Genomic DNA, 24,399 nt, shown 5'->3' on the forward strand with positions numbered 1-24,399 from the left:
GATTAAAATTGTTTAAAGTCAAAATCACAAAGGGTTATCAAAAAGTAAAAATAAAGTTAAATTAATATTAAATTCGTATTTTTAATACTTCTTCACTACTGTATGTTATTTGTACCACTTTTGGTAGAAAAATAAGGATAGTAAAATGAAAAAAGTATTAACATCAATAGGATTACTCGCCGCTAGTGTTTTTTCAGTTCATGCAAGCGCAGATACAATGGAATGTTATGTCGATACGCAAGCATATGATCAATACACACCAAATCGTTGTTTTGCACTAGTGTATGGTCAAACATATGCAACGGCAGTGTTTCGTGTAGTAGGAGATGGTTCAACGATTGATAGTGTTATTTGGTCTAATGATGCATCATCGTGTGGAACATCAGGTACGTCTTGTTCATACCAAATCCGAGCATTTCGACCAAGTAAAGCGGAAGCGACAATTCTGTATGCAGATGGCCGCTGGAGCAAAGTGTCGGCGACAGCTTCTTTTGAAGATGGTCGTTAAAACTTAAATCTTACGGATCGATTCAATAGGCTGGCTTGTACCAGCCTATTTAGTATTCACTTATACAATAAAGCGTTTATTAAGTTGCCTTATCAGTCACTTTTTGCGATATTATTTATATTATAATATTAACAGGAAGCTAAAAGATGACTCTGCCTAGTTCTCAATCTGCAAATGCTATTCGCATACTTGCTGTCGATGCCGTTCAACAAGCCAACTCTGGCCACCCTGGTGCGCCTATGGGTATGGCTGATATTGCAGCTGTATTGTGGCAAAACTTTCACCGCCATAACCCATTAAATCCTGACTGGTCTAACCGTGACCGCTTTGTGTTATCAAATGGCCATGGTTCAATGCTTCAATATGCATTGTTACACCTAAGCGGTTATGACGTAAGCATCGAAGATATTAAGCAATTCCGTCAGCTTCACTCTAAAACACCGGGTCACCCAGAATATGGTTACACACCAGGTGTTGAAACAACGACAGGCCCATTAGGTTCTGGTATTGCTAACGCAGTTGGTATGGCCATCGCTGAAAAAACCTTAGCCGCGCAATTCAATAAGCCACAATTTGATATTGTTGATCACTTTACTTACTGCTTTATGGGTGATGGTTGCCTAATGGAAGGTATCTCGCACGAAGCATGTTCGCTGGCAGGTACATTAGGTCTTGGCAAGCTAATCGCATTTTGGGATGACAATGGCATCTCTATCGATGGTGAAGTAGAAGGTTGGTTCACCGACGATACACCTGCACGTTTTGAATCTTACGGTTGGCAAGTTATTCGTGATGTTGATGGTCACGATATGAATGCAATTGCGGGTGCAATCGAAGCGGCACAAAGCAACACTACTCAACCAACACTAATCTGTTGTAAAACAGTGATTGGTTTTGGCTCGCCAAATAAATCAGGTAGCCACGACTGTCACGGTGCACCACTGGGTCACGACGAAATCGCCGCTGTACGTGAGCAGCTAAACTGGCCACACCCAGCATTTGAAGTTCCACAAGAGGTTTATAACGAGTGGAATACCCAAGCGAAAGGCCAAGAGCTTGAAGGTGCATGGCAGCAAAAGTTTGCAGCTTATAGCAAAGCACATCCTGAACTTGCAAAAGAATATACACGTCGTGTTCTTGAAAAAGCATTACCAGCTAACTTCGCTGAATTAGCTGATGAGTACATTGTTAAATGCCAAGCCGACATGCAAAACATTGCGACACGTAAAGCATCACAAAATGCGATCACTTTCTTTGCTAACCAGCTTCCTGAACTAATGGGTGGCTCTGCCGACCTTGCTGGTTCTAACTTAACCTTATGGCCAGAAGCAAAAGGTTTACAAGATGCTGCTGATGGTAACTACGTGTTCTATGGCGTACGTGAGTTTGGTATGAGCGCAATCATGAATGGTATTGCATTACATGGTGGTTTCATTCCATTTGGCGCAACCTTCTTAATGTTTATGGAATACGCACGTAATGCTGTACGTATGGCAGCATTAATGAAAGCACAGAGCATTTTTGTGTATACCCATGATTCAATCGGTCAAGGTGAAGATGGCCCAACTCACCAACCAATCGAGCAAATCGCTAACCTTCGCATGACACCAAATATGACTGCATGGCGTCCGTGTGATGAAACTGAAACTGCGGTAGCTTGGCGCCAAGCGTTATTAAAAGAAACCGGTCCAAGTTCACTGATCTTCAGCCGTCAGGGCACAAAAGCGATGGCACGTGATGCACAGCAAGTTGCTGACATTGCTAAAGGGGGTTATGTACTTGTTGATAGCGAACAAGCTGCAGAACTTATTCTTATTGCAACGGGTTCTGAGGTTGAACTAGCGGTGAATGCTGCTGCTGAATTAACAGCACAAGGCAAGCAAGTTCGCGTGGTATCTATGCCATCAACGAATCAGTTTGACAGCCAAGACAAAGCATACCGTCAAAGCGTGCTACCAGCGGGTACACCAAAGATTGCTGTTGAAGCGGCACACCGTGACTTCTGGTTCAAGTATGTTGGCCAAGATGGTGATGTACTAGGTATGGACACATTTGGTGAGTCAGCGCCTGGTGCCGTATTGCTTGAGCACTTTGGATTCACAGTGGCAAACCTAGTTGCAAAAGCAAACGCATTACTTGCTGAATAATGTGACTGGCGAAAAATTATCGTAATCGCAACACGATAAACCTACATTTGTGATGATGTGTAGGTAATAAAAAAGCCCGCAAACCTTGGTTTGCGGGCTTTTTGCTGCTTAAACAATCGGTTTAAACTAGTTCGCTTAAGATTGACTCTAGTTTGTCTTGGTCAATTGCGAACTGACGAATACCTTGGCTTAGCTTTTCAGTTGCCATAGCATCTTCATTCATTTCCCAGCGGAAAGCCTGTTCAGTCATCGCCGCTGGCGCGTCTGCTTTTTCAGTTGCTGGTAATAGTTTTTGAGTTAAAGGTGCGTCAGTTGCAGCTAGTTCAGCAAGTAACTTAGGGCTGATAGTTAAACGGTCACAACCTGCTAGTTCTTGGATTTCACCGATGTTACGGAAGCTTGCGCCCATTACAATCGTGTCGTAGCCGTGCTTTTTGAAGTAGTTGTAGATATGCGTGACTGACTTAACGCCCGGATCGTTTGCGCCGTCGAAATCAGCACTTGCATCTTGTGCTTTGTACCAGTCAAGAATACGACCAACGAATGGTGAAATTAGGTAAGCACCTACTTCGGCACAAGCGCGTGCTTGAGCAAATGCAAATACCAGCGTTAGGTTACAACGGATACCTTGCGCTTCAAGTACTTTAGCCGCTTGAATACCTTCCCATGTTGAAGCAATTTTGATTAACACGCGCGATGTGTCGATACCTTGCTCTTTATATAGAGCAACAAGCTCAAGTGCTTTATCAATGGTTGCTTGAGTATCAAATGATAAACGCGCATCCACTTCTGTTGAAACTAAACCTGGTACTTGCTCCATTAATTTAGAGCCAATTAATACCGCTAGCTTGTCGGCTGCTTTTGTTACAACTTCAGCTGCGTCACTGCTTTGTGCTTTTGCCCATGATACGGCTTCGGCAGCAAGTGGGCGATATTTCTCAATTTGAATCGCGTTTAAGATTAGTGATGGGTTTGTTGTTGCATCTTGCGGTTTATATTCGTTAATTGCTTCAAAATCACCCGTGTCAGCAACAACGGTTGTCACTGCTTTAAGTTGTTCTAATTGACTAGACATAGTTATCCCATTCTTATCATACAAAAGTTAATGTAGTGGCTTTAACCTATTATTTGTGCTGAAAAAACAATCTAATCTTCCAGAGAAACTGCGCAATAAATCGCCCGCCAGCAGCAAATAATCCTGTTAATAATATTTTTATAATACCTTTACAATCTGGTATTGTTGATATTATCATACAAATAAAGATAATGACTAACAATGTTAGTAAGCAATTAGTGAAAGGTAATTATGTCTCGTTATACGTTGGGATTAGACTACGGGTCAGACTCGGTAAGAGCATTACTCGTTGATGTTGCGACTGGTGAAGAACTTGCCAGCCATTTAGTAAACTACCCGCGCTGGGCACAAGGCTTATATTGTGACCCAAGTAAGGATCAGTTTCGTCAGCATCCACAAGACTATATTGATAGCCTTGTAGAAGTAGTAAATGGTCTATGGTCACAAGTTCCAGCAGGTACTGCAGACAAAGTAGTGGGTATGAGCTTTGATACAACTGGTTCAACGCCTGTGGCAATTAATAGCCAAGGTACACCACTGGCATTAACTGAAGAATTTGCAGAAAATCCAAATGCGATGTTCATTTTGTGGAAAGACCACACGTCTATTAAAGAAGCAAATGAAATCACTGCAGCTGCCACTAACAACGATGTGAACTACCTTTCACACATGGGCGGTATCTACTCTTCTGAGTGGTACTGGGCCAAAGCATTACATATTTTCCGCGTTGATAGCAGTGTAAAAGCAGCCACTTATTCATGGGTTGAACACTGCGATTGGATGACCGCGCTAATGTGCGGCACAACTCACCCTGAAGTATTAAAGCTAGGGCGTTGTGCAACGGGCCACAAACAAATGTGGAACGAGCAGTGGGGCGGCTTCCCACCAAACAGCTTCTTCAGCAATATCGATCCACTATTAGATGGTGTTGTTGATACGTTAAATGCAACCACAGAGCCAAGCGACCAAGTTGCTGGCAACTTAACTGCTGAGTGGGCCGAGAAGCTAGGTTTACCACAAGGTATTGTTGTTGGTTACGGTGCATTTGACTGTCACATGGGTGCTGTCGCTGCCAATGTTCGCCCTGGTGTTCTAACCAAAGTAATGGGTACTTCAACCTGTGACATCACTGTAACGTCTCAAGAGCAGCTAGGTGATACTTGCGTTAAAGGTATTTGTGGTCAAGTTGACGGCTCAGTGATCCCTGGAATGGTTGGCTTAGAAGCCGGTCAATCTGCATTCGGTGACTTATACGCATGGTTCAAAAACCTAGTACTTTGGCCAACTCGCCAACTTACAAATTTATCTGACGCTGAGCAAGCGTTAGTTAACAAGCTAGAAGACTCAATCTTAGTTGAGTTATCAAAAGCGGCAGCTGCATTGCCTGTAACAAGCAACGATGTAACGGCGCTTGATTGGGTAAATGGTCGTCGTACGCCAGATGCTGACCAAAGCGTTGCCATGGCATTAACAGGCTTAAAAATGGGCACTGATGCACCTAAGTTCTTCAAAGCGCTTGTTGAAGCAACTGCGTTTGGCGCACGTGCTATCACTGAGCGCTTCCGTAGTGAAGGCGTGCCAATCGAGTCAGTGGTCGTTATCGGCGGTATTTCTAAAAAATCAGACTACGTAATGCAAACCTGTGCTGATGTTTGGAACTGCCCAATCGACGTTTTAGAAAGTGAGCAAAGCTGTGCATTGGGTGCGGCAATTATGGCTGCGGTTGCTGCGGGTGAGCACGTAACAGTGGCAGATGCTCAAAAAGTAATGGCGTCGTCAGTATGTCATCAGTACTTACCAAACCCTGAGCGCGTTGCTGTGTATGACGAGCTTTATGCCAACTACCAAGCACTTGCAAGCTATGTAAACGGAGACAAAGCATGAGTTTTACAGAACTAAAACGTGAAGTTTATGAAGCGAACATGGAGCTGCAACGTCGTGGCTTAGTAATTTATACCTTTGGTAACGTATCGCAAATCGACCGCGACAAAGGCGTGATTGCGATTAAACCAAGTGGTGTATCGTACGACCAAATGAAGGCCGACGACATGGTGATCGTCGACCTTGAAAACAACATTGTTGAAGGGTCTATGCGTCCGTCTTCTGACACTAAAACGCATGTTCATTTATATCGCCACTTCGATGCAATTGGCGGTGTAACACACACGCATTCGACCTATGCAACTGCATGGGCGCAAGCAAAACAAAGCATTCCTTGCCTTGGCACAACTCACGCTGACTATGTACACGGTGACATCACCTGTACTCGTGAGTTAACCGATGAGCAAGTGAATGGCGATTATGAATTAGAAACCGGTATTCAAATTACTGATGCGTATCAAGACCGCGATCCGAAAGCTGCACCTATGGTGATTGTTGCGGGTCATGCGCCTTTCACGTGGGGTAAAGATGCCGCTCAGTCTGTATACCATGCCGCACTACTCGAAGAGATTGCACGCATGGCGTATTTAACACGCACTTTAGATCCACACGCAGTTGAACTTAAAAAAGCAGTGATGGATAAACATTATCTACGTAAGCACGGTAAAAACGCGTATTACGGTCAGAGCAAATAGCAAGAATTTAGAGGATTATTAACATGACGACGATGACGAAAGAAGTCTGGTTTGTTACCGGCTCACAACATCTTTATGGTCCTAAGGTGTTAGAAACGGTTGCCAAAGACAGCGAAGCAATTGTAGCGGGCTTAAACAGCGAAGCGAACCTACCAGTAAACTTGGTATGTAAGCCTACCGTTAAGTCACCTGAAGAAATTCACGCTGTTTGCCAAGCGGCAAATACGGATCCTAACTGTGTTGGTTTAGTTTTATGGATGCACACTTTCTCACCTGCGAAAATGTGGATTGCTGGCCTAAGCGAATTACGTAAGCCTTGGTTACACCTTCATACTCAGTTCAATGCAGCCCTTCCTTGGTCTGATATCAACATGAACTACATGAATACGCACCAAAGTGCACACGGTGACCGTGAGTTCGGTTTCATCGGTACTGTAATGCGTAAAGAGCGTAAAGTTGTTGCAGGTCACTGGCAACGTGCTGACGTACAACAGCAGTTAGATGACTGGTGTCGTGCGGCAAAAGGTTGGGCAGAAAGCCAAACACTTAAAGTTGCGCGTTTTGGCGACAACATGCGTCAAGTTGCGGTGACTGAAGGTAACAAAGTTTCAGCGCAAATTACCTTTGGTTATGAAGTACATGCCTTTGGTGTCGCTGAGCTTGTAAAAGTGGTTGATACAATCACAGAAGACGAAATCGATGCACAGTTAGAGCTATATAAGCAAGACTACGTAATTGCTGACGAAACTCTACAAGACGATTACGCAGTGAAAATGCTACGTAACGAAGCACGTTTAGAGCTTGGTATGGAGCGTTTCTTAGAGAAAGGCGGCTTTAAAGCATTCACAAACTGTTTTGAAGACTTATCAGGTCTTTCTGGTCTTCCGGGTCTTGCTACACAGCGCCTAATGTCGAAAGGCTATGGTTACGGTGGTGAGGGTGACTGGAAAACAGCTGCTATGGTTCGCATCATGAAAGTAATGGGTGAAGGCCGTGACGGCGGTTGTTCATTCATGGAAGATTACACTTACAACATGGGTGAGACTGACCAAGTACTTGGCGCGCACATGTTAGAAGTGTGTCCTTCAATTGCAGCGCAAAAACCACGTCTTGAAGTTCACCAGCACACTATCGGTGTTAAATGTGATGTAGGTCGTTTATTGTTTACTGCAAAACCGGGTGCTGCAATCAACGTATCACCAATTGATATGGGTAACCGTTTCCGAATTCTGATCAACGAAGTAGATACAGTGGCTCCGCCAGCTGATTTACCTCACTTACCTGTTGCTTCTGCGCTTTGGGAACCAAAACCAAATCTATCTGTGGCATCAGCTGCATGGATCCACGCCGGTGGTGCACACCACACTGCATACAGCCAAGCAGTAACAACCGATATGATTATCGATTTTGCTGAAATGGCTGGCGTTGAAACGATGATCATCGATAACGATACGACGATCCGTGGTTTCAAAACAGAGCTTCGTCATAACGCAGCTTACTACATGCTAAAACGTGGCGTGTAAGAATTAGTACTTTATGTACTAGAACGTGCTGTGTTTGAGCACGTTCACCCCAAATTTTGTTGTCGATTAAGCCAGTGATGAGCCTCGCTCTTCGCTGGCTTATGCTATTGTGAAGCGAAACATTTTAGGAGTAGATATGATCGATTTAAGCGCCTACCAAGGCATTATTTTTGATATGGATGGCACCTTAATTGACTCAATGGGCAGTCACTTACAGGCATGGCAAAAAGCTTGCGAAGCCTATGGCTACCCATTCGATTACGACTACATGTACAGCTTAGGTGGCATTCCGACCGTTAAAACAATTGAAATGCTTAACGAAAAATTTGGTTTAGAACACGACCCTCTGGTTGTGGCAAAAGATAAACACCAGTTTTGGGTTGATTTACAGCACCAACCGCTGGTGATTGACGAAACCGTCGCAGTACTTGAAAAGTACCATGGTGTATTGCCAATGGGTGTGGGCACGGGGGCTGACCGCGAGCATGCAATTGATCATCTAACAGATACGAATTTAATTAATAAAATTGGTGCGTTAGTCACTGCAAGTGATGTAAGTAAAGGCAAGCCAAACCCAGAAACATTCTTAAAAGTGGCAGAGCAATTAGGTGTTGAGCCAAGCCAATGTGTGGTGTTTGAAGACACGCAAATTGGCTACCAAGCTGCCAAAAGTGCGGGGATGGATTGCATCATGGTGAAAAACGGAAAAATCCAACTTTAGCGATTAAAGTTGCAATGACACCCTTATTTGTATTATAAAACTATAAATACAATTACAAAAAGGTTATTCATATGTCATTGCAATGTGTTTTCCAAGGTTTAAAAACAACTCATCAAACAGCCAGTTCGAACACGAAAAAGTCGCGCGGGCTTTATGCATTGTTGGTGACATGCGGGATTGCCCTTACACCAGCGTGTGCTCATCAAGGAGATAACATGACTACTTCCCCTTCAGCATCAATGACGGCCTATGGCGTACTGGCTGATCAAACGCCGGTTAATCAAGTAACGTTGACTAACAGCAATGGTATTAGCGTTGATGTGATCAACTACGGCGGCATTATCACGCGTATTGAAACACCGGATGCAAAAGGCGAAATGGGTAATATTGTACTGGGTTTAGATAATCTAGAAGCGTACACAAAAGCGACAACTTACTACGGTGCAATCATCGGTCGTTTTGGTAACCGTATCGCAAACGGTAAATTCATGTTAAATGGCACTGAATATCAATTAGCGACTAACGATGGTGACAACCACTTACATGGTGGTGTGCAAGGTTTCGATAAGAAAGTATGGAACATGACACCGTTCACGACGCAAAACAGCGCCGGTGTTACCCTAAGTTTAGTGAGCCCTGATGGTGACCAAGGTTACCCAGGTGAAGTAACCACAGAAGTGACTTACACGCTAACGAACAACAACACGCTAGATATGCAGTTTATTGCTACAACAAGCAAGCCTACCATCATCAATATGACGCAACACAGCTACTTCAACCTAGCGGGTAAAGGCGACATTCTTGATCACCAAATGCAAATTAACGCAAAAGCAATTACCCCTGTGGATGGCGGCTTGATCCCAACTGGTGAGTTGATGGATGTGGCTGGCACACCGTTTGACTTCCGTACTGCTAAAGCAATCGGTCAAGATATCAAAGCAAGCAACGAACAACTGAAACTTGGTAAAGGTTATGACCATAACTTTGTGCTTAAAGATACGCCAAGCAATGAACTTATTGAAGCAGCGACGGTTTACGAAGCAAATTCTGGCCGTACGTTAACTGTTTACACAGAAGAGCCTGCAGTACAGTTTTATTCAGGTAACTTCTTAGACGGTAGTACTGTGCAAGCGTCTGGCTTAGTGCATAACATGAGAAGTGGTTTTTGTTTAGAGCCACAGCATTTCCCTGATGCACCAAATCAGCCGACGTTCCCAAGCACAACATTACTGCCAGGTGACGTGTATTCAACACGCATCGTGTACGAATTTGGTACAAAATAAAGGAACACAATCGTGAAAACAACAAAGCTTAAAAGCGCAATGCAAAAGGCCGGTTTAGCTAGCCTATTTGCCTTGTCGTTTGGCGCTCTGACGGGCTGTCAGACTACAGCTGAAGACAACACAGCTAAGAAAACTGACGTGGCAGCCACAGAAAAAGCGCCAATCCAAGATAATGGTATTTTTACCAACCCACTTTTTCCTAATGGTGCCGATCCATGGCTTGAGTACTGGGATGGTAACTATTACCTAACCACAACAACATGGACATCTGAGTTAGTGATGCGTAAATCACCAACACTCGCCGGCCTTGCTGATGCAACACCTGTCAATGTTTGGTCTGATTCAACCCCTGAGCGTTGTTGTAACTTCTGGGCGTTTGAGTTCCATCGCCTAAAAGGACCAAACGGCTACCGTTGGTACATGATGTACACAGCTGGTACTGATGGCACTTTAGATAATCAACACTTAAATGTATTAGAAAGTGCCGGTGACGATCCTATGGGTCCATACGAATACAAGGGCGCATTAATGCCTAACGTATGGAACATCGACGGTAACTACTTAACATACAAAGACAAGCTCTATGTGATCTACTCACAATGGCAAGGCGATCAGCAATTAAACATTATTGCTGAAATGGAAGATCCGTGGACACTGAAAGAGAACTCACCGCATACAGTGATCACGCGTCCTGAGCTAGATTGGGAAATCAGTGGTCGTAAAGTAACTGAAGGTGCTGAAATTTTACAGCACAATGGTCGTACGTTTATGACGTACTCAGCAAGCTTCTGTAATACTCCTGATTACAAACTAGGTATGCTTGAGCTTGTTGGTGACGACCCACTTAAAGCGAGTAGCTGGAAAAAATACGACAAGCCAGTATTTGAGCGTACAGAAGAAGTGTTTGGCCCAGGCCACAACGGCTTTTTCACATCGCCAGACGGTACAGAAGACTGGTTAGTTTATCACGGTAATGATTCGGTAGAGCACGGTTGTAGTGCGACTCGTTCATTACGTGCGCAAAAATTTACTTGGAACGACGATGGCACGCCAAGCTTTGGTAAACCATTAACACCAGGCGTTGAAGTAGCTCCGCCATCAGGTGAATACGGTCCACTGGTAACGCGAGTACAAGGTCAACGTTATCAATTAGTGAATGCAACAAGCGGCTTATGTTTAGACATTGCAGCTGATCCGCAAGATGCACGTGCAGTTCAACGTCAGTGTGCAAGCACCAATGGTCAATGGGTTATTGATGCAACAACAGATGGTTTTGTTCGTTTAGCTAACCGTGAAGACAGCAAGTTCTTAGAGCTTGAAAGCTGTAATGACGCAAATAACGCCAAAGTACAATCTGCAGCATGGCGTAATAACTTCTGCCAGCAATGGAAAGTAGCACCAAGCACAGATGGTAATGTATCTATTACTAACCGTTACACAGGCAAGCCATTAGCGGTTGCTGGTTGTTCTGCCGCACAAAACCAAGCGGTTTTACAGCAAAGCGACGCAACAGCGTGTGGTGACTGGCAATTACGCCCAATGGGCAGTGTTGTTGTATTAAGTCAACAAAGTGGTAAAGCACTTAGCGTGGCAGATACAGTTAAAGCAGGTACTAATGTTGAGCAACAAGCTTATACGCATAAAGATGCACAGCAATGGTTCTTCACACCAACAGATACAGGCTATGTAAGCCTTAAACAAAGTGCTGACAGCGAGTTCTGTGCTGCGGTAGCTGATAATGCCTTAGTACCAGGTGCCAACGTAGAAATGGCTTCCTGTGCAGCGAAAACAGCACAGTGGCGCATTGCGCCAGTAGAAGGTGGTGGTGTTATGCTTATCAACCGCTACACAAAACAAGCACTTGGTTTAAGTAACTGTGGTTTAGCTGAAAACACTAACTTCGCACAACAACCTGATTTAGGTAACAAGTGCCAAGTGTTCCACCTGCGTGAACCAAATTAAGTTATAAGTAATAAATCGACTCAACCAAAGCCACTTCATTTATGAGTGGCTTTTTTGCGCTTATTTTCACACCAGCGCACTAATTAATACCCCTGGATCGCTGATACCGGCTTCTTTCATTGCATCTGCGATAGCTTGGCTTAGTGACATAACTTGGTTTTGTAGCCCCATGACTATTTCAAGTTGTATTTCGATTTGTGTTTTAACTGCATCATCTTGCTGGTTTTCTGAGGCTTGTAGTTTTGCAAGTTGCTCTTTTGCTTGCTCAAGTTGTTCTTTTAAAAGTTCTAACTGGGCGAGCATTTTTTGAATTGCAGCTGGCAGTTCACTCTTTTTTTCTTGCGCTTTTGTTTCTGCTGTTTGTTGTCCAGAAAGAGTTGCTCTCTCAGCAATAGAGAAACGATAGTCGGATGTAGTATCGTCTTTTGCCGTCGATTTTTGGTTATCTATGTTCAGGGCATGCGCTAACGAGTTAATATTCATCGCGGTTAAGTATAAGTGAAGGATAAATTAGTATCGGCAATGGGTACTATTTCTTTAGCTTTTATTTAATGTAGCACTGGAGCTGTTACCTCGATACCGACAAACTGGTATCGAGGTTTTGATTAATCTGCTTTAAAGAAACTAATTTGCCGTTTGAGCCCTTCGGCAAGGGTTTTTAAGTCGTCAGCAGAGCTTATTGTGCCTTGGGTACGAGATTCACTGTCTTTTGCAAGTTGACTTATTTGATGAAGGTTTTGTGTTATCTCTTGTGCAACCGTGCTTTGCTGATCGGTTGCTTCAGCAATGTTACTTGAGGAGCGGGTTAATTCCCCAATACTGATGGTAATAGACTCTAATTGCTCTCCTGTTTTTTTGCCTTCTTCTGAAGACTTAAGCCCTAGCTGCTGGCTTTGTTTCATCTTTTCTGCCGCCATGGTAACTTGGCTTTGTAGTTGCTCGATAGTTTGGCTTATTTCGACAATCGATTTTTGTGTGCGCTGAGCTAAAGTTCTGACCTCATCGGCAACAACTGCGAAGCCTCGTCCTTGTTCACCTGCTCTGGCCGCTTCAATTGCTGCATTTAGCGCTAATAAATTAGTTTGCTCAGCAATGGCATTAATAACTTCAGTCACTTTACTTATTTCATTGCTAGCATCATTCACTTTTTCTACCGCATCATGACTGTTATTAAGTTGCTGACTAAGCAGCATTAAATCATTGATGACTTGCGTTAATTGGCTTTGTCCTGATTGGGCATCTTTATCAACTTGAAGTGTCTGGTTCGCGCCTTCAGTGGCATTATGTGCAACATCTTTTATCGAGCACGACATTTGCTCTATTGCCGTTGCAATCTGTGCGGTTTGTGCCATCATTTCATGGGCTTCTTGACCATTTTGTTGTGCTAAGTGGTGAGCCGCAGATGCTTGCGTTTCAAGTTGTACTATTGATGTTTGTAAAGCCAGTATTAGCTTTTTAAGCTCCACAGACATTTTACTCACACTTGCCGTAATCGTTACAACTTCATTATCACTAGGCTGGTTAGTGGCTTCAATATACTGCAATAAGTCACCTTTACCCAGAGCATCAACTGTTTTGGTTAGTTTTTTTAGTGGTGCGAGCGTCTTTACTAGCCCCCAAAATAATAGAAGGGTAATCATGATTATGCCGGCGAGAGAGGCCAGTGCATTTACACGCATTAATTGCCAGCTTTCGTCATTTAGCTCATGTGCTTTTACGCGAGCGAGTAGTGTCCAGTTCCAGCCTTTTACCTTTTTTGCAAGTGCAAACATCGTTTCACCTTGTTGGCTGGTATAATAGACATGTTCGTTTGAGTCGGTTTGCTCAATCGGCAATCCTTGCAAGGTTTGTTTTGTTAACTGTTCTCCTGATTGACTATGCGGACCTACAATAATTGTGTTATTGGCATTATTGAATAGTAACAGCTTTCCTGATTCTTCTATTGTTAGACTTGCAACAGACTCTCTGAGGGCATTAAGAGAGTCGTTTATATTAAAGCCAATATAAAGTATACCTATGACTCGGTTAGTACTATTTTTAATGGGCTTATAAACGGTCATGTATTCATTCCCGAAGAGTTTAGCGTACCCTTCATATTCTTCTCCCGCAATGAGCTTTTCGTAACCCGGGTGCTTGTTCCCTAGGTAAGTACCTACAGCGCGTTCGCCATTGTCTTTTTTTAATGATGTGGCAATACGGAAAAAATCATCACCATCTCTTACAAAAACTGTTGCATTGCCTTTTGTCAGATCTGCATAACGATCGACCGTATTCATATTGTTATTAATTAATTCGCCGTTATGCGCTAATGACGGAACCTGATATTGACCGACTTGTGTTTTTTGTTCACTTAACGTAATTGAACCAGAGTACATATCGCTAAATACATTTGCATTTCGCCGTGCAATGGCAAGTAAGCTGTTATATTGAAGTTCGAGCAGAGATGATATTTGGTTAAGGTTAGCCTTGATCGTATGTTCACTTTTATTAGTTAAAATTGTTTTAGCACTGAAATAAGATGAGGCACCAACGATGGAGAATACACATAAGGATAATATAAATGCGAGTGCACCAATTTGTTTTGCTATAGGCCAGTTCCGAAAGTTCATAGTACGCCCTTTAAATAGTAGCATTGTGTATAAGTTAGTTATTAACCCATAAAATGCCAATGTATTGGTAATCTACTTATCGGCAGATCTGCTTAATAATGAATGATTATTTTGTTTTAGGTAAGAAAAAAGCCGAGTTTTCACTCGGCCTTTCCTGACAACACATAAGTAAGGTGAGACAGCTCACCTTATCCGTTACTCTTCTTGTGCAGAAGCTGCGTCAAAGAGTGCTTTTATTTCTTCAGCACTGATTGCACCGTTGAAAATTTTCAGTTCATCAATAGCCCCGTTGTAGGGGGTATCCCAGTAGTTAACACCGAGTGCAAACTCGTTGGTTTCACCAGGGACTGTAAATACACGTGGAAAACCATTTGTTTCTAGTTGCAGTTCACCATTCACGTACATTTTTAAAGCATTACCATTCGTACCATCGACTGTGAATGCAACATGTGTCCATTCTCTAAGAGGAATGCGACTATCTAACTCAGCATTATCGAAGAATGCGCCGTTATTTGCCCATAAGCGGGTAAGTGCAGTTCCAGACATTGATGGAACATAACTTAGCCATGAATTTGCACTTGCTCCTGCAAAGAATGCTGTCGTGTAATCAGTGAAGGTTTCTGGTTTAAGCCACATAGATACAGAGTAGTCATTGGTGGTTATTAGATTATCCGGTAAACGAACCCCCGAACCGTCAAGAAATACGGCTTGGCCTATAATACCATCTACATAAGTAACATTGCCGCCAGTATTATTAATTAAACCACCAGTTGGTTTGCCAGCTGCGTAGGCATCATTTAGCGCACTTAAGTCACCTTCAAAGCTGTATTCAGCTGGTGCAAGTGATTTTAAGGTTACATCGAATGACTTGGTATCAGTGAAGTCTTTATATCGAATAGTGGCCGTTAATGTCACAACTTGGTCGCCAGCTGTCGCACTTGGCTGGGTGACAATAGCTGTGCCATTGACAGGTTTTAAATACTGTTCGTTGTTGGATGTCCAGCTAATACCTGATACAAACGGACCAACGCGAGGTAATTCGAAGCTTTCTCGTACTGCAGATAAGTCACCTAAATCAAGGGCATTTGTGATAAAGCCTTCAAACTGAGTTGAATCAGTTAAGTTGTTAATCGCTGCGCCGTTAATGTCTAAGCTATTGAGTGCGTAGTCATACACAATAAACTCATCAATTTGACCTTGGAACGGTAAGTCCCAGCCATAGTTTACACCTAGCGCAAAGTTGCCCGTTTGTGTACTAAAAAAGTCAGGGCGTGGCATGCTACCTGCAAGCTCACCATCACGGTATAGTGTTGCTGTACCATTTGCATAGGTAATGGCGATATGGTTCCAATCCATCATTGCTGGTGTTGCTGAGATTATTTGATTCCAGTTATCTGTGCCGTCTTCTTCTTGATAACGGCTCCATAGCATGGGTGTTGAGGTAAAGTGTGTATTACCCGGAATTAGACTCATCCAGCGAGCATCCGATGTTGCCGCAAAAAACGTTGGTGAGAAGTCAGTTAAAACCGTTGGTTTTAGCCAGTATGAAATGGTGTACTCATCGCCAGTGACAAGATCATCAGGTAAACGAACACCCGTTGCACCATCGAAGTTAAAGGCTTTACCTGTTTGGCCTTGTGCATATGTGGCTGTACCTACGCCAACATTGAGCATGTTGTTATCAGTTACATGGGCATCCTCAAGGTTGTTTAAGCCGTCGCTGAGTGAATCTTCGAATGCGTAGTGTGCAATCGCGTTTTTAAATTCTGGGCGGGCTTCAAGGTTTACATTGAAAGTTTTGGTTGTACTTTCGCCGTTGAGCGAAATATTCGCAGTTAAAGTAACGGCTTTATCGCCGCGATCTGGCGTTGGAATAAATACCGAACCCTCGCTGGTGATGTAGTATTCATCGCTACTCTCCCAGTTAATTGCTGCACCGTCTTTACCTTTTGTCGGTAATGAGTAGCCTTCGTCTGCAATCGATAATTCAGTTTTAATATCAAGCGCTTCTTGAACAGTATCAAGCACATTTGCAGTATCTGTGATTTCATCACGTTTACTTGCCCAAATGGTTGCACCTTCGCTTGATGTTGCCGATACAGTAACGGCCATTGCTTTAGTTGCATCATCCCATTGCCATTTAGCCACACCAAAGTAAGTACCAGAATCTAACTCAAGTTTAATATTTGAGTCATCAATCATGTACCAGATACCTGGATCATCACCGGTAACAGAATGATCTTCGTTAAGCGCAATATGCGTTGAACGAATAGCGTCGGTGTTAACCTCATTACCGTGGTTGATAAACTTGTAATAACCGTAAAGTTCATCTGCCACAACCATGTTGTCGCCTTCAAGCGGCACATAGCGTTGTGGTGAAGCCATTGGCCAACCTAATGAATTAATAAACATTTCATGTACGCGAACTTGGTGCGCTTCTGAAATGGTTGGGAACTCAGTCGATGTTTGCGGGAAACGTGTATGCGTTACTAAAATATGACGACCTGTCGTCTCATCGTAGTAAGCTGAGTTATGACCAGGTGATTGGTAGCCCCATGCTGGTGCTGTTTCGCCAAGTTCTTGCGTGTACTCAAAGCCACCCATTAGTTTTTCGCCCACTTCCAGTCCGCCCATTGCAGCAATGTCGTTACCTGCGTTATCTAGGTATGGACCATCAGGTGTTTTTGAGCGAGCGACACGGATGTTGTAACCATCGTTTAGCGCAAAACCAGCTACTGAGTAGAATAAGTAGTAGTATTCACTTTCGGGGCTGTACATCACAAATGCACCTTCCATTGCTCGGAAGTCACCGCCTACTAGTTTTTTACCATAGCCTTGACCTGCTTCTGGCATACCGGTCTCTTCATTCATTGCTAGCACGAAAATACCGCCAGAGTAAGAGCCATAAACCATCCAAAGTTTGCCATCAGCATCATAGAATGCCGCTGGATCAATAGCATTCGGATCAACGGCACCATTCCATGTCGTTTGGCCGTTATCAAGTGGATAAGCTGTAAATTCAGCATCAGAGCGATAACCGCTGCGTAAGAAAATACCTTTGTTTTTATAAGGGCCTTCAATACTGTCAGCTTCGGCTAAGCCAAGGTAAGAGCGGTTCCAGCACACTTCATCAACAACATCCGGTGTATCAGGGTTATCTTGTGCGCAGTGGTTATAGTAAAACCAAAATTTGCCATTTGGCGCTTTGATTACATCTGCTGCCCAGTTACCTGTGAAGCCATCTGTCCACTCAATACCTTCGGCAATTTCAGCGGTGTAGTTGAAATCAAATAGTGGACTCTCATTAACTGCTGCATTAGATGAAAGGCTTGAAATCATTTCCCAGTTCAAGAGATCTGTAGATTTAGCAGATGCAAGGTGAGAGCCAAAAATATAATAGGTGTCGTCAACTTTAACGACTGAAGGATCGTGCACACTTACATTAGCCACCATGACGCTACCAGATTCAGTGTATTGAACACTGCTGCTTACACTTGGTTTTGCGCTTTGTGGCTCGGCAACCGCAGGGGATGAGTCAAGCTTAGTACCCTCTTCTTTACCACAACCTGTAACAGCCAAAGAGCAAGCTATGAGCATGGCTAATTTATTTAATTTCATTTTATGTGTCCTCTTGAAACTGGGATTATTTTTATTCGATTGTTGTCAATAAAATTGCCGCGTGCCTATATCAAACTAATAAGAACGTAGTATTGTAATTTTATAGTATGATTTGAAATGTGCAAATACTTTTGCAAAGGTAATTAAGATGTAAACGCAGGGTTTCATGTTTTACAATGTTTACAGGCGTATTTTTAATTTTTTGAGAGGCTGATTTTGATGTTTTATGAGCTATATTTAGTTTTTTAAATTTAATATTAAGCTAAAAGAAGGCGAGGAATGTGTTTATTTGTATTACATTTAAACAATAAAAAAGGGCTCTTAAAGAGCCCTTTTTTGAAATTATTTGTCTTGTTTACTGAGGCCTTCAGTGGTCATAATAATGCGCTTAAGCGTGCCATCTTCGTTGTAGTAAAGTGGCTCAATAGCGACCGAACGACGAAAACGTCCGCCACTTGGTTTGCCATCAATCGGTGGCACTGCACCAGTATGATAAATAAAGTAGTCTTTACCTTTGTATTCGATGATTGATTGGTGATTTGTTTCGCTGTTACCCGCTATTTCATTCAAGATTCCTTTATACTCCCAAGGTCCGTGAATACTTTTACTCATGGCATAACAGATCTTCTCAGGGAACTCACACGCGTACGAAACATAGTAGTTGTCGTTTTTCTTATGAACCCATAGCGCTTCGGTAAAGTTAGGCAGGTCTAGCGTTTTAATTTCACCATCAAGAGACAGTAAGTCGTCGCTTAGCTTAACGTATTTTGGCATTAAGTTACCAAAGAACATGTAAGTATCGCCGTTTTCCTCTGTATAAATAGCAGGGTCGATGTCGTCCCAATCATTTGGCGTATGTTTGGTCATGTCATCGGTCACAAGCGCATGGCCAATGGCATCTTTAAATGGACCTGTTGGTGATTTAGAGGTTGCAACACCAATTGCAAAACCGGGTTTTGTATCATTGTGGCGCACTGTGGTAAAGAAATAGAAAGTGCCATCACGCTCAATCATGTGTGAAGCCCATGCTTCGCCTTTAGCCCATTTAAAGTCAGTGGCTTTCATAATTGGGCCGTGTTTTTTCCAATTCACCATATCGGTAGAAGAAAAAGCCAGCCAGTCATGCATTTCAAAAAAGACATCATTATTAGGGGCTTCATCATGACCTGTATAAAGGTATACAGTGTCATTGTGTACAAGTGCGGCAGGATCGGCAGTAAATACATCAGTAAATAATGGGTTCTGTGCAACGGCTAAACTGCTTGAGAAAAGTAAAGGCAGTGCTAAAGCTTTGAGTTTCTTCATGAGTGTCCTCTTTGACTAATAATTGTTGTTCGAGCTATTGCTTTGTCCACACTAAAATCTAATCTAAACGGCCCAAGTAATACGCACTGTACGTTAAATTATACTGGGTAACTGATTGTTTACATCGCAACAATTCAGCTAAGTGCAGCAAAAAGCAAGTTAATATTGTATTATTGTATTTCAATAATAGTAGCATCAAAATATGCTGGGTAAATAACTTGTTAGCTCTTTTTGTTGTTTCTTATAAATTAAAATTGAATTGAGGTAATGTGTCTTTTATCTATATCTTAATGATTATTATGACCTTTATGTAGCTGTTTATATTGGCGAACAGTCTTTCATATATTTGTAACGTGCTATAATTAAAGCGTTTTTGTAAACATAGCGACACTTATTTTAATTTGTCATTTTGAGTTGACTGTTAAATAGTCATACAATATGATTAAAGTTCAGGCAGCAAAGTATTAACATAAAAACGTAGATTCACTCGCGCACCGTTTTGACAACACACGATGCACAACACAGTGATCTCGCTTCGGTAACTGAATGGGGAAAGTTCAGCGGACCGATATAACTATAATTTGGAGAACACCGCTTATGTTTAAAAGAACACACATAGCCAGTGCTGTAGTTATGGCATTTACTTGTCAATTTGCTTTTGCTCAAGAGGAAGCACCAAACACTCCTGAGAATAGCGCTGATGAAATGGAAGTGATTCAGGTATCTGGTATTCGCGGCAGTTTAAACAAAGCGCTAGATGAAAAACGTGCAAGCGTTCAGATAGTCGATGCTATTGTTGCTGAAGATATTGGTAAGTTTCCTGATAATAACGTAGTTGAAGCATTACAACGTGTAACAGGTGTACAAACAACTGGCCGTGGTGCGGGTGAAGTGAGTCAAGTTTCAATTCGTGGCTTAACCGATGTAAATACAACCGTTAATGGCCGTGCTATTTTTACAGGGGCGGGCCGTGACGTATCACTACAAGACATTCCTGCGAGCCTTTTATCAGGCGTCACTGTTTATAAAACGCGTTCAGCAGATCAGATTGAACGTGGTATTGCTGGGGCTATTGACATTAAAACGCACCGTCCTTTTAACTTTGAAGGCGAAAAAGTCGTTTTAGCAGCGCGTGCAATTTATTCTGATCAGCCTGATGAAGTTGATCCAAATATTAGTGCTTTATTATCTAACCGTTGGGAAATCGACGGTGTGGGTGAGGTTGGAGCACTCGTTAATATCTCTTATGCAGAGACTCATTATCGCGACGACACAATGACGGCGGGTGCTGCATTTCCATTTTTTACTGACAAACCTCAATTCAATTACTCACCCTATTCACGCGTACCAAATGAGTTTTGGCCACAAGGTACAGAGTCTGGTCTTCCTACAGCTTCAGGATCGACATTAGATGTTAATGGAGAACCGACCGAATACCTATTAGCACGTGATGCAATATTTGGTACTTCATTCACAGGCCTTCGTAAGCGACCAGCGGCTTCAGTGTCTTTGCAATGGGCACCAGTCGATACACTTGAAATTACTGCAGAAGGCTTTTATACCGGTTACGAAAATGAGTCACAAAATGCGATGTGGTTCTCAAACACCTTTGAAAATGGCAATGGTAATATTGATACGCCAATTGTTTTCGATGGCACTAATGTGATTAAAGAGAAGCAGGCAATTGGCGCAGGTGGCTTCCAAAGTGGTGACTTCTCATACGGTAAGACAGACAGTTACTTATATGCACTTGGTGCCCAGTGGCAAGCAAGTGATTATTTAACAATTAATACTGAAGTTGTTTACCAAGACAGTGAATACGAAACAGATTTCTTCGCAATGCGCTTTGACCGCGTAGCGACGGGTCTTGATGTTGATTTTAATGATAAAGATGGTGTACCTGGTATTTCATTTTGGGACGATCCAAACACTGCGGTGAATGAAGCTGATATGGCTGCAATTGCTAACTGGAATGCAGGTACTGTTTACGATAACGGCGGCGGTAATGCTGGTGATGCGCTGACTTTTACCTTTGATGCAGAATACCTAATTGGTGGCACATATTTCGATAAAGTTAAATTTGGTGGTCGTTACGAAAAACGTACGGCACAAGAGTACACTCGTGCTCAAGATGCCATTATTCGAGATGAAAATGGAATGCCTATTATTACTTCTGTTGCGAGTTTAATTGAGCAAATTGCAGCAGCAGGTGGAGCTGGCGATGGTTCAGGCATTGTATTCCAAGTTGATGACTACTTTGATGGTCGTGCTGATGTGTTTGACAGCTTCGTCACAGCTGATGGCGGTTACATGCTAGATAATGGTAGTGCTGTTCGTAGTGTATATGGCATGGAAGCAGAAGACGTATACAAAACATTTGATATCGAAGAAAACTCATACGCACTTTATGCTACGACTAACTTTTTCATTACAGAAGATATCAGCGGTGAATTCGGGCTACGTTATGTCAGCTATGAGCAAGATATGGATTTTGTTGCTGAAGTCGGTGGGATGAACTCAAATGTATTCGAAGAAAGTTCAGCAAACGCAGATACCGATGCCTTATTACCAAGCTTGGTACTTAACTGGAATATCACAGATGATTTAGTGGGTCGTGTGGCGTATACGGAAACGCTGCGTATGCCTAATTTCGCTGATTTAAATGCATTACAGTACTGGTTTGATCCACTTACTGAAGGGGCGACATATGGCACTGGTAACGGTGGTAACCCAGATCTTAAACCAACAGAATCAAAGAACTACGATGTATCACTTGAATGGTACTTTGCAGATACAAGCTCGCTTTATGCCGCTTATTTTAAGCGTGAAATTGAAGGTTTGGTTGTTGCGGGTCGTAAGCAGGTTGTACGCGAAGGTGATGATGGCGTAACACGTCCATACGTATTAAGTGCACCCGTTAACGCTTCTAATGGTGAGCTGTCTGGTTTAGAAGTTGGTTTAGTTTACTTCCCTGAAGCGTTACCTGAATACTTAAATGGCTTAGGTGTGCAAGCTAGTTTCACCATGCTTGATTCATCACAAGATACACCTGAATTCAATCAGCTAGGTGAAATTTCAGGCTATGTTGATTCACAAATGGCCGGTGTTTCTGACGAGTCTTACAGTATCGTGGGTATCTACGAGCGTGATGCGTTCGATATGCGTTTATCTTATGTATGGCGTTCAGAGTTTTACACCGGTAATGAAGCTGCAATCTTTGCTAATCCTTTACAGTTCTGGAATCGTCCAGAGCAAAGCTTAGATTTTCAATTTAGCTACAATGTGAATGAAGATTTTGTTGTGACCTTTGATGCAACAAATATTCTTGATGATGTATATCAAAGCCATTATGGTGAAAATAATGACACGTTATTTAACTTTGGTAATGGTATTTACTCACGCACATTTGCATTGGGTGCACGTTATTCTTTCTAATTCTTAATTAGACCCAAAAGCCCCAGCTCTGCTGGGGTTTTTTATTCGTAAAGCGAGTATTTGCTATCGGTCGAAAAGAGTTGCGATTTAATTAGTATGATAATACTATTAATTAAATTAGCATTAAATTTACAAAAATAACGAACGCAATGGCCAAGCTGTGTACTATCTAAGGCTGTAAATTTATTTAATACGCAGTGTTGAAGGCTTGTCATCATTGCTCGAAATAGTGAGCGTGGCTCATTATTGACCATTTAGGGTGTTGTTGTATGGAATCTCAAAAATTATCCGTTGTAGAAAAGGTCGGCTTTGGTGCCGGTGACATGGCAGTGAATGTCATGGTAGCAGCGTTATTTTATTTTATGTCTTTCTTTTACACCGATATTTACGGACTTGATCCGGTTGATATGGGTGTGTTGTTTTTAGTGGCGCGTTTTGTTGATGCCTTTACCGATCCTTTAATGGGAGTGATCACCGATAAAGTGAAAACGCGTTGGGGTCAGTTCCGTCACTGGTTCTTATTTTTATCTGTGCCCTATGGTCTGTCGGTGATTTTACTCTTTACTACGCCTGATTTTGACTACAACATGAAACTAGCTTGGGCCTATGCGACTTACCTTTTCGCAACCTTAATGTTTACCGGTGTTGCTATTCCTTATATTTCTTACATTGGTGTCTTAACCGCCGATCCAAAAGAGCGTTTGTCAGCCAACGGCTACCGTATGTTTTTCGCTAAGATTGCCAATGTAGTGATTGTATTTTCAGTGCCGCTGCTTGCATCATATTGGGGAGATGGCAGCTTGTCGTATGGTTATAAACTGGCAATGGCGTTGGTATCGGCATGTGCCGTTGCACTGTTTTTATTTTGTTTTTTTACAACGCGCGAACGTATTACTCACGAGCCGCAAAAAGAAAGTGTGCTTACGCAATTAAAAGTGCTACTTAAAAACGATCAATGGTTACTACTGTGTGCGGCATGTGTACTTGGTACGCTTGGTTATGCGATTCGCGGCAGTGTTGCTATGTATTACGCAACCTATTATTTAGGCGTGCCTGATTTAGCAGGTGCCTTTACTAGTGCGGGTATTGCAGCATCTATTGTCTCTATGGTAGCAAGCACTTGGATCACCCAGCGCTACTGTAAAATGAAGTTATTCCGTCAATCACAAATTGCTGTGCTATTCATCTCATTGCTAATGTATTTTGTGGTGCAGCCGGGTGATGTAATGATGGCGTTTGTGCTGTATATCATCTTGTCATTTGTGGTTGATTTACACGCGCCAGTATTCTGGTCTGCGATTGCAGAAGCCGTCGATTACGGTGAAATTAAAGACGGTGTTCGTGCATCAGGCCTATCGTTTGGTGGTATTTCATTCTGTCAAAAAGCAGGGGGGGGCTTAGCTGGCTTAGCGGGTGGTTTATTACTGGCATTTTTTGAGTACAAGCCTAACGTTGAGCAAACCGAATTCACCCTAATGGGCTTAGCACTGATGTTAACTATCATTCCTGGTGTATTCCACGCCTTACTAGGTCTGATTTTGAAAAAATACAAAATTACCGATGAGTACTATACGGATATGGTTATTCATAAGCGCCTACCAAACTAACCACTCTTTAAACGCACACACTAAATAAGT

At 42.6% G+C, this 24,399-nt stretch carries 15 protein-coding genes; 10 read left to right on the forward strand and 5 right to left on the reverse strand.

The genetic code is table 11. The features are described 5' to 3' along the window. Positions 1-145: 145 nt before the first annotated feature. Together L3V38_RS17820 and tkt are read left to right on the forward strand one after the other, a co-directional pair. Positions 146-508, forward strand: coding sequence for a hypothetical protein (locus L3V38_RS17820; protein ID WP_237120208.1), 363 nt, complete (start codon positions 146-148; stop codon positions 506-508). A gap of 146 nt (positions 509-654) precedes the next feature. Beyond that, complete coding sequence (tkt, locus tag L3V38_RS17825; RefSeq protein WP_237120209.1) at positions 655-2,655, forward strand: transketolase; 2,001 nt, start codon at positions 655-657, stop codon at positions 2,653-2,655. A 121-nt stretch (positions 2,656-2,776) separates the two neighbouring features. Here the strand turns inward: tkt and tal are convergent, their stop codons facing one another. After that, complete coding sequence (gene tal, locus L3V38_RS17830; protein WP_237120210.1) at positions 2,777-3,730, reverse strand: transaldolase; 954 nt, start codon at positions 3,728-3,730, stop codon at positions 2,777-2,779. A 231-nt stretch (positions 3,731-3,961) separates the two neighbouring features. On the opposite strand from tal, the gene L3V38_RS17835 reads away from it, so the two are divergent. The 6 genes from L3V38_RS17835 to L3V38_RS17860 all read left to right on the forward strand — a co-directional run bounded on the left by L3V38_RS17835 (position 3,962) and on the right by L3V38_RS17860 (position 11,795). Further along, complete coding sequence (locus tag L3V38_RS17835; protein WP_237120211.1) at positions 3,962-5,614, forward strand: ribulokinase; 1,653 nt, start codon at positions 3,962-3,964, stop codon at positions 5,612-5,614. Then, positions 5,611-6,306 (forward strand): L-ribulose-5-phosphate 4-epimerase, encoded by a 696-nt coding sequence (locus L3V38_RS17840; protein WP_130150893.1) that lies wholly within the window; start codon positions 5,611-5,613, stop codon positions 6,304-6,306. The genes L3V38_RS17835 and L3V38_RS17840 overlap by 4 nt, the downstream gene beginning before the upstream one ends. Positions 6,307-6,329: 23 nt before the next feature. Further along, on the forward strand, positions 6,330-7,829 hold the full coding sequence (gene araA / locus L3V38_RS17845) for an L-arabinose isomerase (protein WP_237120212.1): 1,500 nt from the start codon (positions 6,330-6,332) through the stop codon (positions 7,827-7,829). Positions 7,830-7,965: 136 nt separating this feature from the next. Beyond that, entirely contained in the window at positions 7,966-8,550 is a 585-nt protein-coding gene (locus L3V38_RS17850) for a beta-phosphoglucomutase family hydrolase (RefSeq protein WP_237120213.1), read from the forward strand. Positions 8,551-8,621: 71 nt separating this feature from the next. Next, the gene (locus L3V38_RS17855; protein WP_237120214.1) at positions 8,622-9,833 is read left to right on the forward strand and encodes an aldose epimerase family protein; all 1,212 of its coding nucleotides are present in this window, start codon (positions 8,622-8,624) and stop codon (positions 9,831-9,833) included. 12 nt (positions 9,834-9,845) lie between these two features. After that, positions 9,846-11,795: a family 43 glycosylhydrolase gene (locus tag L3V38_RS17860; protein WP_237120215.1), complete on the forward strand. Its 1,950-nt coding sequence runs from the start codon at positions 9,846-9,848 to the stop codon at positions 11,793-11,795. 66 nt (positions 11,796-11,861) lie between these two features. Here the strand turns inward: L3V38_RS17860 and L3V38_RS17865 are convergent, their stop codons facing one another. The 4 genes from L3V38_RS17865 to L3V38_RS17880 all read right to left on the reverse strand — a co-directional run bounded on the left by L3V38_RS17865 (position 11,862) and on the right by L3V38_RS17880 (position 19,327). Continuing rightward, complete coding sequence (locus tag L3V38_RS17865; RefSeq protein ID WP_062567461.1) at positions 11,862-12,278, reverse strand: hypothetical protein; 417 nt, start codon at positions 12,276-12,278, stop codon at positions 11,862-11,864. Positions 12,279-12,400: 122 nt separating this feature from the next. Continuing rightward, the gene (locus L3V38_RS17870; protein ID WP_130150897.1) at positions 12,401-14,404 is read right to left on the reverse strand and encodes a methyl-accepting chemotaxis protein; all 2,004 of its coding nucleotides are present in this window, start codon (positions 14,402-14,404) and stop codon (positions 12,401-12,403) included. Positions 14,405-14,599: 195 nt separating this feature from the next. Then, positions 14,600-18,022: a LamG-like jellyroll fold domain-containing protein gene (locus L3V38_RS17875; RefSeq protein ID WP_237120216.1), complete on the reverse strand. Its 3,423-nt coding sequence runs from the start codon at positions 18,020-18,022 to the stop codon at positions 14,600-14,602. A 342-nt stretch (positions 18,023-18,364) separates the two neighbouring features. Next, complete coding sequence (locus L3V38_RS17880; RefSeq protein WP_054562986.1) at positions 18,365-19,327, reverse strand: glycoside hydrolase family 43 protein; 963 nt, start codon at positions 19,325-19,327, stop codon at positions 18,365-18,367. A 597-nt stretch (positions 19,328-19,924) separates the two neighbouring features. On the opposite strand from L3V38_RS17880, the gene L3V38_RS17885 reads away from it, so the two are divergent. Together L3V38_RS17885 and L3V38_RS17890 are read left to right on the forward strand one after the other, a co-directional pair. Then, a complete protein-coding gene (locus L3V38_RS17885; protein WP_237120217.1) occupies positions 19,925-22,762 on the forward strand; it encodes a TonB-dependent receptor in 2,838 nt (945 codons plus the stop codon). A gap of 269 nt (positions 22,763-23,031) precedes the next feature. Further along, complete coding sequence (locus tag L3V38_RS17890) at positions 23,032-24,369, forward strand: MFS transporter (protein WP_237120218.1); 1,338 nt, start codon at positions 23,032-23,034, stop codon at positions 24,367-24,369. The last annotated feature ends 30 nt before the right edge of the window (positions 24,370-24,399 follow it).

The sequence above is a fragment of the Pseudoalteromonas sp. L1 genome, from assembly GCF_021728095.1.
In the GTDB taxonomy this organism is placed as follows: Bacteria; Pseudomonadota; Gammaproteobacteria; order Enterobacterales; family Alteromonadaceae; genus Pseudoalteromonas.